Below are 12,904 nucleotides of genomic sequence, written 5' to 3' on the forward strand. Positions count from 1 at the left end.
CGCTGTGCAGCTGAAATACCGAACTACGCAAAACTACGCATCGAGGGGAGAACCATGAAACTGATCAGCGCGAGACAGGCCTGGCGGGACGCACTGCACGAAGGCCGTGATTCGGTTCTGGCGGCGGCGGCCGAGCGGGCAGCACTGGGCAAGAAGGGGCGTGTGGTCGGGGAGACCATGCCCTCGATGCTCGACAGCAACGGCCGGTGTGCGCACATGCTCGCCTCTGGCCTGGTGCAATCCGCCATCGCCACGCTGCCCAAGCCCCTGCAGCACTTCGGGCACGCGCTGTACTCGCCTGTCGCCAACGGTCAGGACATGGGCATAGCGCACGGACTGGTCTGGTTCACCGCTGAGTTGCCGGAGTGTTCCGAAAAGCGCCGGGAAATCGCCTACTGGATGGCCCTGGCCGCGATCAAGAGTCATCAGGCGTTCGTGTACGGGCGCGAAGGCTGGGGGCCTGGTCGCGTCTGTGAGTTCGTCCTCGACTGGTACGGCGCCAAACTCGACGTCAGCCACTGGGCCAGGGACTGGGCGCCGATCTGGTCGGCCATCGCCAAGGCCGTCGACATCCTCGACGCCAAAGCATTGCAGCCCGTCGCCGCCGTCATCGTGCGCATGGATGGCCGGCAGCATGACGGGTGGTGCCGGTGGGACCGCCACGATCGCGATGCAGTCGCCGACGCCCGGGCCGCCAGCTACTCAGCCCGCCGCACTGGTGCCGTCATCGCCCTACAGGTCCGCCTGGGCAAGATGGGAGAGCGGCAGTTGCGCCGCTGGTTCCGTCGAATGCTGGCCTACGCCGCTGCCTACCGGGATGAGTGGGGCCACGACGTGTTCGAGAACAAGCACCGGCACCAGCTCTACCTGGACCGTATCACCGAGTACTGGAGCCAACGCCAGCGGGTCGGTGACGTAACCAAACGCGTGGCGTAGTATTCATGGACTTGAACAGGAGGTGCAGAGTGAGTGACCAAGACGACGTGATCGGCGAGATTCTGGACGAGATAAACCGGATCACCGGCGAAGGAGGGAAGGTTTCAAGCATCGTTATTCATGACGCAGGCTTGTGGACGCGGCTTCAAGACCTGGCCGGGGGGAACCTGGAATATGTTGCTGGAGGCAAGAAGTTGTTTGGCGTTCCAGTAGGTCTTGGCGGTAAGAGCGACTCTGCGAAATTCTCGGTAAAGTCTGACGCTTGACCGTTTGGCGAGTGTTCTGATACCTTTTTCGCAAGTTGCAAAGTTACGCCCGGAGCGTAAATCCTCTCGAAACCCGGCCAAAGCGCCGGGTTTTTTGTGCGTGTCTGGAAGCTTTAGAAATCTTTCCTGGTAGCGGCCAAGAACGCCTTAATTGGAGCTTGATAGTTCGGGTGTTCCATGAAGCTTGTGCCTTCAGGTTTTTCAGGGTGTTTTGCCTGAACCCCCTCAAGGGCAACTTCAAAAAGCTTGGGGTGCAATTTTCCTTCATTCGTTAGCACTGCAATCAGCGCTGCAATAGCGTCCGTATGTGCCAGAAGCGTGGCGCCTAAAGCTAATTCATCCTTAGTCAAAATTGAAACTCCTGCTTGAATTAATTGAGCGCAAGTTATTCCGCTGAGTATTCATGAGCGGCCTTGCGATAACAGCCAAGTGACTTTAATCGCGATGGCGGCTAATAGCCATATATTTGGCCTCCCAACATGCGGCCCTTATTATTCCCCCGGAGTCCTCCAATGGCTGAGCCAGCAAGCACTGCCGCCAGCGTTGTGCTGGTGAAGTATGGCGTGGTCATGGCTGCTTTCATCGGCTCGATTCTGTCCCTCGGTTTCCTGAAAGACCTGACCCGGGGCCAGGCAGCGACCGCTGTAGCCACTGGCTTTCTTTTCTCGGTTTACCTGACTCAGCCGGTAACGATCTGGCTGGCCCCCAAGCTTGAGCTTGCGGTGACTGATGATCTGCTGTGCGGCGTAGCCTTCGTGCTGGGCCTGACGGCAATGAACATCATCCCGGGCATCAAGGCTGCTCTGGGGGCGTTCGTCACAGCGCGAGGTGTGTGACATGAACAGCATCCTTGTTTCCGCGCTGGGCGTCGTGGACGCGCTTCTGTGTGTCCTGGTCGCCCTGGCGGCCTGTGACTACCTTCGCCGCATTCGCCCCGTTGACCAGCCGTTGCTGTGCACCGCGTTTTACCTGGTGGCCATCGGTGCGTTCGGCGCTTTCGTAACTTCAATCCAAGGGCACTGGATCAACCCGTTCGGCGTCGTGTTGCACACAGGTGTGGTGGTTTATGCCTGGGCCAGGCGCGGTCATATCTTCGCTGCCCAGCCACCACAGAATCCTTGAGGTATCCCCATGGCGCTGACAGCTAAGCAGCGTCGATTCGTCGTTGAGTACCTGGTGGACCTGAACGCCACGCAGGCTGCCATCCGGGCCGGATACGCGGTCAAGGGCGCCAAGGACCAGGCCTGGCAGCTCATGCAGCGCCCCGACATCGTCGGCGCCATCGAGCAGGCCAAGGACGAGCGCAACAAGCGCGTGCAGGTCGATGCCGACTACGTGCTGCAGCGCCTCACCGACATTGATCAGATGGACCTGGCCGCGATCCATGGTGATGACGGCAAGCTGTTGCCAATCAGGCAATGGCCGCTGATCTGGCGCCAGATGGTCAAGGAAGTGGACATGAAGTCCGGCAAGGTGAAATTCCACGACAAGCTGCGAGCCCTGGAGCTGATCGGCAAGCACGTCAGTGTGAACGCCTTCCGCGACCAGATCGGAATCGGTGACCCGAGCGGCGGACCGATTCAAACCAACACAACCGTGGACTTGCGGAACCTCTCAGATGACCAACTTGAGCAGCTTGAGCGTATCGCCGCAGCTGCTCGACCTGTCGGCGATCAGAAATGAGCGCGCACGCCGTGGGCTGCTGCATTTCACCATGCGGACAAAACCTGACTTCGTTGAAGGTTGGTTCAACCGCGAGGTGGCCGCAGCGCTGCAACAGTTCTACTACGACGTCGAGCGCGGGCTACAGCCACGGCTGATGATCTTCGCACCACCCCGCAGCGGGAAGTCCGAACTGTTCAGCCGGCGGTTCCCGGCCTGGGCGCTGGGCCGCAATCCAGATTTACAGATGATCGCCTGTTCGTACGCGTCGGACCTGGCCAGCCGGATGAACCGGGATGTACAACGCATCATTGGCGATGACACCTACCACGGTATTTTCCCTGACACCTGCTTGAGCGGTAAGCGCGCGTCGTCAGGCAATGGCACTGCATTGCGCAACAGCGAGATTTTCGAGATTGTCGGCTACGCCGGTTCATACCGTAGCGCCGGCGTCGGCGCGGGCATCACCGGCATGGGTGCCGATATCGGCATCATTGATGACCCGGTAAAGGACGCCAAGGAAGCGAACAGCGAGACCGTCAGGAACGCGATTTGGGACTGGTACACCACCACGTTCTACACGCGGCTTTCGCCCAAGAGCGGGGTTCTTCTCGGCATGACCCGCTGGCACTCCGACGACTTGGCCGGGCGGCTGCTGGCTCAAATGGAAGATGGCGAGGGCGACAACTGGAAGGTTGTGAGCTTCCCGGCCGTTGCTGAAGAAGACGAAGCCTACCGCAAGGTCGGCGAGGCCCTGCACCCGGAACGCTATCCGCTGGAACGCCTGGCCAAGATCAAACAGGCCATTGGCTCGCACGCCTGGAACGCGCTCTACCAGCAGCGGCCAACCACCAAGGGCGGCGGCCTGATCCACTCGGCCTGGTTCATTCGCTACCGCGTCCTGCCACGTATTGAATACCGCGTGATTTATGCGGATACGGCGCAAAAGACCGGTGAGCGAAACGACTACACCGTGTTCCAGTGCTGGGGGCTTGGCGAAGATCGCCGGGTTTACCTGATCGATCAGCTGCGTGGGAAATGGGAAGCGCCGGACCTGCGCAAGCGCGCCACCGAGTTCTGGAACAAGCACAGTGCCGCGCATGACGTCGGCTATCTGCGTTCGTTCATGGTAGAGGACAAGGCCAGCGGCACCGGCCTCATCCAGGACATTCGAAGCCTGGGCGGTATCCCGATATCGGGCATCGAGCGGACCAAGGACAAGCTGACCAGGGTTATGGACGTGCTCGGCTACATCGAGTCCGGCAACGTCTGTATCCCCGAAGACGCACCGTTCACATCCGACTTCATCACCGAATGCGAGGCGTTCACCGCCGACGACAGCCACCTTCATGACGACCAAATAGACCCTATGTGTGACGCCATCAACGACATGCTGGGCAGCCAGAGCAGCCTTGCGATATGGGGACGACTATGAGCAAGCGGCACCAGATCAACGCCAGGGCCGCGAAGGTCAACCAGCAAACAGACGCCGCTCGAAAGTCCTTCATGACCGGCGACAGCTTCCAGAACTTCACCGCCCGGGTCGGCTTGGGCACCGCCAACCAGCATAGCGACAGCAGCTACGGGTTCAACTTCGTCAGTCGTAACCGGATCCGGATGGAGGCCGTGTATCGCTCCAGCTGGTTGGCAGGCCGTGCTGTGGACTGCCGGGCCAAGGACATGACCCGCGAGGGGATTGAATTCAACTCAATCATGCCGCCCGAGGAAAAGGACAAGCTTTCACGCGCATTTGAGCGCCTGCAGATCTGGAAGTCACTTGGCGACAACGAAAAGTGGTCGCGGCTCTATGGTGGTTCCATTGCTGTGATGTTGATCGATGGCCAACGACCTGAAACACCCCTGCGCTTGGATACGATCGGCCCGGGTCAATTCAAGGGGCTGCTGGTGCTGGACCGTTGGCTTGTGCAGCCGTCGCTGGAGAACCTAGTTACAGAATACGGGCCCGATATGGGCAAGCCTAAGTTCTATACCGTGGTGGCGGATGCCCAAGCACTGATCAACCAGAAGATTCACTACACCCGCGTGATCCGCCGCGAAGGCGTTGAACTGCCGTATTGGCAGCGCATTGCCGAAAACGGTTGGGGGCAGTCGGTGCTGGAACGGCTGTGGGATCGCCTGGTTGCGTTCGACAGCGTCACCTCCGGCACGGCCCAGTTGGTCTACAAAGCCCACTTGCGCACGTACAAGGTCGAGAAGCTGCGTGAACTGATCGCCATGGGCGGCAAGGCCCTGGAGGCGCTGCTCAAGAACATCGATATGATCCGCCAGTTCCAGAGCAATGAGGGGCTGACCCTCATGGATGCATCCGACGAGTTCGAAACGCACCAGTACAGTTTCAGCGGCCTGTCTGATGTCATCGATAAGTTCGGTGAGCAGGTGTGCGGCGCCGTAGAGACGCCCGACATCATCCTGTTCGGGCAGTCGCCGGGCGGCATCAGCAACGGCGATGACACGTCCGTGCGCATCTACTACGACAGCGTCAAGAGTGATCAGGATTCCAACCTGCGTCCTGGTGTAACGACGCTCTGCGATGTGATCAGTCGTTCCGAGCTGGGCAAGCCCTTACCCGAAGGCTTTGCGTTCGACTTCGTGCCGCTCTGGCAGCTCAGCGACACCGAAAAGGCCGAGATATCGAGCAAGGACACTACTTCGGTGGTGGAAGCGTTCGATGCGCAGATCATCGACCGCCCAACCGCGCTGAAAGAACTGCGTCAGTCCAGCAACACCACCGGCATGTGGTCGAACATCACCGACGACGACATTGCGGCGGCAGAGGCTGAACCTCCACCTGTTATCGGCGAAAAGGATCTGATTGATGCGCCTGATGACCCGGGACAAAAAGCGAAACCGGAACCCGGTCAGGGCGAGTAGAGCCGAACGGCAATACCAGTCCTCTCTGTCGCAGGTAGCGCGCCAGGTGGGAAGCATCATCAACGGCTTCCCGCCTGGTGATCCTGCAGCTGAACCGACCATCACCACCATGCTCGATCGCTACGCCGATCTGCTGAACGACTGGGCGGTCTCGACGGCAAGCAAGATGCTCGTCGAGGTCAACCAGCAGGACCGAAAGGCCTGGGCGGTGATGACCGAAAACATGTCCAAGGCGCTGCGCGAGGAAATCCGCAATGCGCCCACGGGCCGGGTCATGCAGGGATTGCTCGCCGAGCAGGTGACGTTGATCAAGAGCATCCCCCTCGACGCCGCCAAACGCGTGCACGAACTGACGCTGCAAGGTATTGAGGACGGCACCAGGGCCAGCGAAATCGCCAAGGAAATACAGCGCTCGGGCGAAGTGTCCGAGAGCAAGGCGAAGCTCATCGCTCGTACAGAGGTGGCCCGCACTGCCTCAACCCTTACCGAGGCCCGGGCCAGATCCGTGGGCAGTGAGGGCTATATCTGGCGGACCTCTGGTGACAGCGATGTTCGTCACTCGCACGCGGAAATGAACGGCAAGTTCGTTCGCTGGGACTCGCCGCCGACCCTGGACAAGATGACCGGCCATGCCGGGTGTTTCCCGAACTGCCGCTGCTACCCCGACCCCGTCATTCCCGAGTAACCCAACTATGAAAGTTAGAACCCAGGACGAGGCCGGGCGCTGGTTCGCGCCTGAGCGCTTGAGCGCCCGGCAAAGCATGACCCCTGAAGGCTTCTTGTTGTGCCAGGCGGTACCCATCGCCCGTACCGGCACGCTCGTTTATGACGAAAGCGAGCTGGTCAATGAGGACGGTCCGATAGTTCAGGGCGGCGCCGGTGGCATCGTGACCATCGAGCGTAACCCCGACGAGGTCTTCCGCGCCGAGACGATTGCCAGCTTCGAAGGCAAGCCGGTGACCATGAGTCACCCCGAAGACTTTGTAACCCCCGCCAACTGGCGCGAGCTGTCGATGGGTATCACCCAGAACGTGCGCCAGGGCGACGGTATTGAAAGCGACCTGGTGCTGGCTGATCTGCTGATCACCGATTCGGCGGCAATCGAAGAGGTGCGCAGCGGCTTGCGCCAAGTGTCCTGCGGCTATGACGCCGATTACGAACAACTGGCGGTCGGTCGCGGCCGCCAGATGAACATCGTGGGAAACCACGTAGCCCTGGTAGAGCGTGGCCGCTGTGGCCCGCGATGTGCAATTGGAGATTCTGAAGTGGCCAAGACGACTGATGCAAAAACGAAACGCACCTGGCGCGACCGGGTAATGACCGCATTCCGCGCTAAAGATGAAGCTGCGTTGGAAGAGGCGCTGGAAGGCGCCAAGACCGGCGACGAAGAGGAAGAAGAGGAAGGCAATGAGGGTGGCAAAGGCAAAACTGCCGACTCTGTCGCCCTAGCGTCCATCCTAAAAACCATGCGGTCCATGGATAAACGCATGTCCGATATGGAAGCCTCGGTGAAGAAAATCACCGAGGACGACGATGGCGACGATGAGCCGGGCGGCGAAACCGTCGATAACCTGCTCGAGCCGGAGCCCGTCAACAAGACCCCTGAAGCGTTGGGCACCGCCTACACCGGTGACGCCGCCGTCATGACTGATCTGCGTTCCCGGGCCGAAGTCTTGGTGCCAGGAATTTCGCTCGCCACCCGTGACGCCAAGGTCAAGACCTCTGACCACGTTTGCAACTGCCAGCGCGCTGCACTCACCACCGCCATGCAGACCGCCGACGGCAAGACCATCGTCGAGCCCTTCCTGGTGGGCCGCGATTTGTCGAAGCTCACCGCTGACCAGGTATCGGCAGTGTTCGTTGGTGCTTCCGAACTGGCAAAGGCACGCAATAACAATGTGGGCACCCGAAACTCCCACGTCACCAAAGACTTTGGCCGCGCTCCGCTGAGCGTGGATCAAATCAACAAGGCCAACAAAGAGTTCTGGAACCAAGGCCGCAACTGAGGATTGACCCGATGAGCAATGCATTTTTGTACCGGATGCCTGCGGGCATCCCCGGCGACGTCACGCGTACCAGCCAGGCAACGATTGAACCCGTCTTCCTGAATCCGGCACTGCCGTTCGCCGGTTATGGCCTGTTCGGCAAGATCGCCGGCGGCCAGTTCGTGCCTTTCGGCGCCGGTGATGCTGCTGGTGCTGAGTACGGCCTGTTCGTGCGCCCGTACCCAACAACCGGTGGCGCAGCCTCCGATCCGCTGGGCACTGCAACTCCGTTTACCAAGGGCGTTGCTGACGTTCTGCGTCGCGGCTACATGACCGTGAAGCTCAATGCCGGCACCGCCGCCAAGGATGGCGCCGTGTACGTGCGTGTCGCAGCAGCCGCTGCTGGCAAGCCAATCGGCGGTATCGAAGCAGCCGCAGACAGCACCAACACCGTCGCGATCACTACCGCGTCTTTCATGGGCGCCGCCGATGCCACTGGCGTTGTCGAAATCGCTTACAACATCTAAGGGGAACGCTCGATGAGCAAGTTGATTCTTCCGCGCCATATCAAGCGCGTACACACTCGCGACGGTCTCATGACGTTTGACGCCCAGACCATCGATTCCACTGGCGTGTTCCTGGTAGGCGAGCTGGAACGGCTCGACCAGACGCTGCATGGTCCGCTGGCCACCGTCACTTGGAGCCGCGACATTCAGCTGCGTGAGGACGTCAGCATTGCCGACGAAGTCTCCAGCTTCACCAACAGCACCTTTGCCGCTGTGGGTGGTACCAGCACCACCGGTAAGGCGTGGATCGGCAAGGACTCCACCTCGATCGCCAGCATGGCGCTGGATATCGGCAAGACGCCGAAGCCTTTGACCCTCTGGGGTATGGAAATTTCCTGGACCTTGCCTGAGCTGGCCTCGGCCATGCAGCTGGGCCGCCCGGTGGACAGTCAGAAGTTCACCGGCCTCCAGCTCAAGCACAACATGGACACCGACGAGCAGGTTTACATCGGTGACGCCGAGTTGGGCGAAACCGGCATGGTCAACTCCTCGGTGGTGACCAACGTCAGCAATGCCCTGACCGGTACCTGGTCGACTGCTACCGCGGACCAGATCCTGGCTGACGTGAACGACCTGCTGAACAGCACCTGGGCAGCATCGGCGTTTGCGGTTTGTCCCGCAGAGCTGCGCTTGCCCCCGGTTCAGTTCAGTCAGCTGGTAAGCCGTAAGGTTTCGGACGCCGGCAACATTTCGGTGCTGGAATATCTGCGCATCAACAGCCTGACCAACGCCTTGACCGGTCGCCCACTGAACATCCAGCCCCTGAAATGGCTGACCGGCCGTGGTGCCGCTGGCAAAGACCGCATGATGGCGTACACCAACGAGAAGGACCGCATTCGCTTCCCGCTGGTGCCGCTGCAACGCACGCCGCTGGAATATCGCGGCATTCGCCAGATCACCACCTACTACGGCCGCCTGGGCGTCACCGAAGTGGTTTACCCGGAAACTGTCGGCTACCGCGACGGCATCTAACTGGAGAGCGCCATGAAGTTTCTCAACGTGCTCCAAAGTTTCAAGCTGAACCTGGCCGATGGCATCCGCGACTTCGAAGCCGGCCTGCAAGAGGTCGAAGACGAAATCGCGGAGCACTGGTATGTGAAGGCCAACACCGAGGCGGTAACGGCTAAGCAGGCCAAGGCATTGCAGTCCAGCACCGGCGACGATGACCAGGCCAAAGCCGACGCGGATGCCAAAGCGAAGGCTGATGCCGACGCCAAGGCCAAAGCAGATGCCGATGCAAAAGCCGATGCAGACGCGAAGGCCAAAGCCGACGCGGATGCCAAAGCGAAGGCTTGATCATGGATGCCGCGCAGTTCCGCGCGGACTTCCCGGAGTTCGCCGACACCGCGAAATACCCTGATTCAACCGTGAACCTTTGGCTGAACCTGGGGCTTAAAACACTCGCGCCAGATCGCTGGTGCGACTACCTGGACGTGGGCCTTGAGCTGTTCATTGCCCACAACATCACGCTGGCTGCCAACAACCAGCTGGCGGAAATGGTTGGAGGCACGGCGGGCCAGGTGAAAGGCCCGCTGACCTCCAAGTCGGTGGACAAGGTCAGCGCGGGCTACGACACGGGGGCTGTGGCTCTGAATGACGGTGGGTTCTTCAATCTGACCACCTACGGCATCCAATTCCTGCAACTGGCCCGCATGATCGGTACTGGAGGGATTCAGCTGTGAGCATGAAGATCACCAAGGACGACGTGGCCAAGGTGTTGGCATCTATCCAGGACCTGGCTAAAAAGCAGGTTCTGGTGGGCATCCCGGCATCAAAGGCAGAGCGCCAGGAAGGCGATGAAGAGCCGATCAACAACGCACAGCTGGGTTATATCCACGAATTCGGTGCCCCAGCCTCCAATATCCCGGCGCGACCATTCCTGAACCCTGGGATCGCCCGGACGCAGGAAAGCATCAACAACCACCTCCAGAAGGCAGCCAAGGCTGCCATGGATGGCAACTCGGAAAAAGTGGATGTTGAGCTGAATGCTACGGGATTGATCGCCCAGGCGGGGGCCCGCAACGAAATCAACAGTGGAGCGTTCGAAGCCCTGGCGCCGGCGACCCTTGCTGCACGCCGTAGGCGCGGGCGCACGGGAGATAAGCCGCTGATCGATACAGGTCAGTTGCGCAACTCCATTACCTACGTGATTCGCGAGAAGGACTGACCATGGCCCAGCTCGATGTTTCAGAAATCTTGCTCGACCCCGACTTCATGGATCTCGGCCTGATCTGTACCAGGGCGGTGCAAACCGTCGGGGATAACGGGCGAGCCACCACAGCGGACACCAACACCCCGTTCGCCGGCGTGGTCACCAGTGATAAAGGCGACATCTTGGAGCGGTTGGCGGGGGCCGAGCGCAAAAAAGGCTCGATCACCATTCACACCATCTTCAGGCTGACGGCCGGCGAAGGCGATACCACCGCCGATATCGTCACTTGGAAGGGCAAGCGGTACACCGTATCCAACGTCAACGACTACAAGCACTTCGGGCGCGGCTTTGTCTGTGCCACCTGCGACCTTCTTCCTCTGGCGGGATAAACCATGGCGAACACATCAGCAACCGGCGGCTACCTTGCGCCGGCGGGCTCGCCTGCGCCTGCGGAAGACACCGACCTTGAAGACGTGTTGCAAGCCATGGTGGTCGGCATCAGTGGCTTGGCTGGGAAGTTTGTCCGGCCGCGCTGGCAGATCAAGCCACCAAAGCAGCCAGAACCAGATATCAACTGGTGTGCCGTCGGCGTGCACGAAACCAAGACCGTCGCCAATCCTGTTATCGATCACGACGGATCGAACGACGGGCATGACCAGTACCAGATGCACGAAGAGCTTCAGGTGCTGTGCACGTTCTACGGTCCGCAGGCCCAGGCCTACGCCTCGATCCTGCGCGACGGCATCTTCGTCCCGCAGAACAGCGAAGCGGTGAAGGCCTACCGGATGGCGTTCTACGGCGCTTCCGACATTCGCCCCGTGCCCGAGTTGGTCAACCAGCAATGGGTGCGCCGCTACGACCTCTTCATCTACATGCGCCGCCAAGTGGTGCGTGTTTACCCTGTCCTCAACATCCTGTCGGCGCCGATAACGTTCGTCGACTGATCCACCCCGGAGAAAGCAATGCAGACTCTTGCCATTTCGGACGTCGTGAACGTCCAGATCGTCATGTCTCCGAAGGCAGCTGCTGCGCGCGATTTTGGCGCGCTGCTGGTCCTCGGCTCGTCGCCCGTGATCGATGTCACTGAGCGAATCCGCCAATATTCCAGCCTCGATGGAGTGGTGAGTGACTTTGGCACCACCGCTCCGGAGTACCTGGCCGCCAATCTGTTTTTCAGTCAATCGCCGCAACCAGCCATCATGTTTGCTGGGCGCTGGGCGAAGACCGCGACTTCAGCATTGCTCAAGGGCGCTGTTCTTTCGGCCGCCCAGCAGACTATCGGCAACTTCACGGCGGTGACTGCCGGCGGCATGAAGATCACCATCGACGGCACGCTGAAAACGCTGGCTGCGATCGACCTTTCTGGAACGACCAACCTGAATGGCGTGGCCTCCATCATCACCACCAAGCTAGCCTCCGCTGGTACTTGCGTGTGGAACGCCACGCTCAGTCGATTCGAGGTCACCAGCGCTACCACCGGCGCTACCTCGACCATCAGCTACGCCGAAGCCCCGGCAAGCGGAGTAGATGTTTCCTCACTGCTTGGCCTGGTAACCGGTCAGGCTTCGGTACCGGTGAATGGCGTTGTGGCAGAAAGCCTGGTTGATGCAGTTTCTGCCTTGGCCAGTATCTCCAATGACTGGTACGGCCTTCTGGTTGCTGACGCTGCGCTGGTTGAGGCTGATGTACTGTCCGTGGCTGCGTTCATCGAAGGTTCTGGCCAAAGCCGAATCTTCGGCTACACCACCCAGAACTCGCTTGCTCTCGACCCGACCAGCACCACGGACATTGCCAGCAAGCTGAAAACGGCGAACTACAAGCGCACCTTTACCCAGTTCTCCAGCGCCACACCATTTGCCGCCGCATCTATGTTCGGTCGGGCTTTCACAGTCAACTTCCAAGGTAACAACACGACCATTACCCTCAAGTTCAAGCAGGAACCAGGGATCACCGCCGAAAGCCTGACGGAGGGGCAGGCCGCTGCGCTGAAGGCAAAAAACTGCAACGTGTTCGTCAACTACAACAACGACACGGCGATCATCCAGGAAGGAGTGATGTGTAACGGCTATTTCTTCGACGAGGTGCACGGGCTGGACTGGCTGCAAAACGATGTACAGACCGCCGTCTACAACCTGCTCTACACCGGCGCTACAAAGACCCCGCAAACGGACCCTGGTATTAACCGCATCGTTTCAACCATCGATAGCCGAATGGACCAAGGTGTTACCAACGGCCTGATGGCGCCTGGCCAATGGAATGGCCCGGCATTCGGCGCAATTACTACCGGACAGTTCTTGACCAAGGGCTACTACACCTACGCACCCCCTGTGGCAACCCAGGCCCAGGCAGACCGCGAGGCTCGTAAAGCGCCGGTTATTCAATGCGCCGTCAAGCTGGCGGGCGCCGTCCACTTCGCCGACGTCATCATCAACGTCAATCGCTGAT

Annotated in this window: 18 protein-coding genes; 17 read left to right on the forward strand and 1 reads right to left on the reverse strand. The window is 60.1% G+C overall.

The window, feature by feature from the left end:
* Positions 1-54: 54 nt before the first annotated feature.
* Positions 55-936: a hypothetical protein gene (locus tag C0058_RS11085; protein ID WP_102368559.1), complete on the forward strand. Its 882-nt coding sequence runs from the start codon at positions 55-57 to the stop codon at positions 934-936.
* Positions 937-965: 29 nt separating this feature from the next.
* A complete protein-coding gene (locus tag C0058_RS11090; protein ID WP_102368560.1) occupies positions 966-1,202 on the forward strand; it encodes a hypothetical protein in 237 nt (78 codons plus the stop codon).
* Positions 1,203-1,315: 113 nt separating this feature from the next.
* Here the strand turns inward: C0058_RS11090 and C0058_RS11095 are convergent, their stop codons facing one another.
* A complete protein-coding gene (locus tag C0058_RS11095) occupies positions 1,316-1,552 on the reverse strand; it encodes a hypothetical protein (RefSeq protein WP_102368561.1) in 237 nt (78 codons plus the stop codon).
* A 162-nt stretch (positions 1,553-1,714) separates the two neighbouring features.
* On the opposite strand from C0058_RS11095, the gene C0058_RS11100 reads away from it, so the two are divergent.
* The 15 genes from C0058_RS11100 to C0058_RS11170 are packed head-to-tail and all read left to right on the forward strand — an operon-like array spanning position 1,715 to position 12,903.
* Positions 1,715-2,038 (forward strand): peptidase M48, Ste24p, encoded by a 324-nt coding sequence (locus C0058_RS11100; RefSeq protein WP_102368562.1) that lies wholly within the window; start codon positions 1,715-1,717, stop codon positions 2,036-2,038.
* A gap of 1 nt (position 2,039) precedes the next feature.
* Complete coding sequence (locus C0058_RS11105; RefSeq protein ID WP_102368563.1) at positions 2,040-2,324, forward strand: hypothetical protein; 285 nt, start codon at positions 2,040-2,042, stop codon at positions 2,322-2,324.
* A gap of 9 nt (positions 2,325-2,333) precedes the next feature.
* Entirely contained in the window at positions 2,334-2,885 is a 552-nt protein-coding gene (locus C0058_RS11110; RefSeq protein WP_102368564.1) for a terminase small subunit, read from the forward strand.
* Positions 2,821-4,299, forward strand: a complete 1,479-nt coding sequence (terL, locus tag C0058_RS11115) for a phage terminase large subunit (protein ID WP_218274256.1) — start codon at positions 2,821-2,823, stop codon at positions 4,297-4,299. Before C0058_RS11110 ends, terL begins: the two co-directional genes overlap by 65 nt.
* On the forward strand, positions 4,296-5,756 hold the full coding sequence (locus C0058_RS11120; protein ID WP_102368565.1) for a DUF1073 domain-containing protein: 1,461 nt from the start codon (positions 4,296-4,298) through the stop codon (positions 5,754-5,756). Before terL ends, C0058_RS11120 begins: the two co-directional genes overlap by 4 nt.
* Positions 5,701-6,441 carry a phage minor head protein gene (locus C0058_RS11125; protein WP_256579573.1) on the forward strand — a complete coding sequence of 247 codons (741 nt, stop codon included), beginning with the start codon at positions 5,701-5,703 and terminating at the stop codon, positions 6,439-6,441. Before C0058_RS11120 ends, C0058_RS11125 begins: the two co-directional genes overlap by 56 nt.
* Positions 6,442-6,448: 7 nt before the next feature.
* On the forward strand, positions 6,449-7,762 hold the full coding sequence (locus tag C0058_RS11130; protein ID WP_102368566.1) for a DUF2213 domain-containing protein: 1,314 nt from the start codon (positions 6,449-6,451) through the stop codon (positions 7,760-7,762).
* Between the two features lie 11 nt (positions 7,763-7,773).
* On the forward strand, positions 7,774-8,268 hold the full coding sequence (locus C0058_RS11135) for a hypothetical protein (protein WP_102368567.1): 495 nt from the start codon (positions 7,774-7,776) through the stop codon (positions 8,266-8,268).
* Positions 8,269-8,280: 12 nt separating this feature from the next.
* The gene (locus tag C0058_RS11140; RefSeq protein WP_102368568.1) at positions 8,281-9,279 is read left to right on the forward strand and encodes a DUF2184 domain-containing protein; all 999 of its coding nucleotides are present in this window, start codon (positions 8,281-8,283) and stop codon (positions 9,277-9,279) included.
* Positions 9,280-9,291: 12 nt separating this feature from the next.
* Positions 9,292-9,603 carry a hypothetical protein gene (locus tag C0058_RS32920; RefSeq protein ID WP_177428364.1) on the forward strand — a complete coding sequence of 104 codons (312 nt, stop codon included), beginning with the start codon at positions 9,292-9,294 and terminating at the stop codon, positions 9,601-9,603.
* Between the two features lie 2 nt (positions 9,604-9,605).
* Positions 9,606-9,989: a DUF4054 domain-containing protein gene (locus tag C0058_RS11150; protein ID WP_102368569.1), complete on the forward strand. Its 384-nt coding sequence runs from the start codon at positions 9,606-9,608 to the stop codon at positions 9,987-9,989.
* 2 nt (positions 9,990-9,991) lie between these two features.
* Complete coding sequence (locus tag C0058_RS11155; RefSeq protein WP_102368570.1) at positions 9,992-10,474, forward strand: hypothetical protein; 483 nt, start codon at positions 9,992-9,994, stop codon at positions 10,472-10,474.
* A 2-nt stretch (positions 10,475-10,476) separates the two neighbouring features.
* Positions 10,477-10,848 carry a hypothetical protein gene (locus C0058_RS11160; protein ID WP_102368571.1) on the forward strand — a complete coding sequence of 124 codons (372 nt, stop codon included), beginning with the start codon at positions 10,477-10,479 and terminating at the stop codon, positions 10,846-10,848.
* 3 nt (positions 10,849-10,851) lie between these two features.
* A complete protein-coding gene (locus C0058_RS11165; RefSeq protein ID WP_102368572.1) occupies positions 10,852-11,403 on the forward strand; it encodes a hypothetical protein in 552 nt (183 codons plus the stop codon).
* 18 nt (positions 11,404-11,421) lie between these two features.
* Entirely contained in the window at positions 11,422-12,903 is a 1,482-nt protein-coding gene (locus C0058_RS11170) for a DUF3383 domain-containing protein (RefSeq protein WP_102368573.1), read from the forward strand.
* Position 12,904: the final 1 nt, after the last annotated feature.

This window comes from Pseudomonas sp. NC02 (genome assembly GCF_002874965.1).
GTDB lineage: Bacteria > Pseudomonadota > Gammaproteobacteria > Pseudomonadales > Pseudomonadaceae > Aquipseudomonas.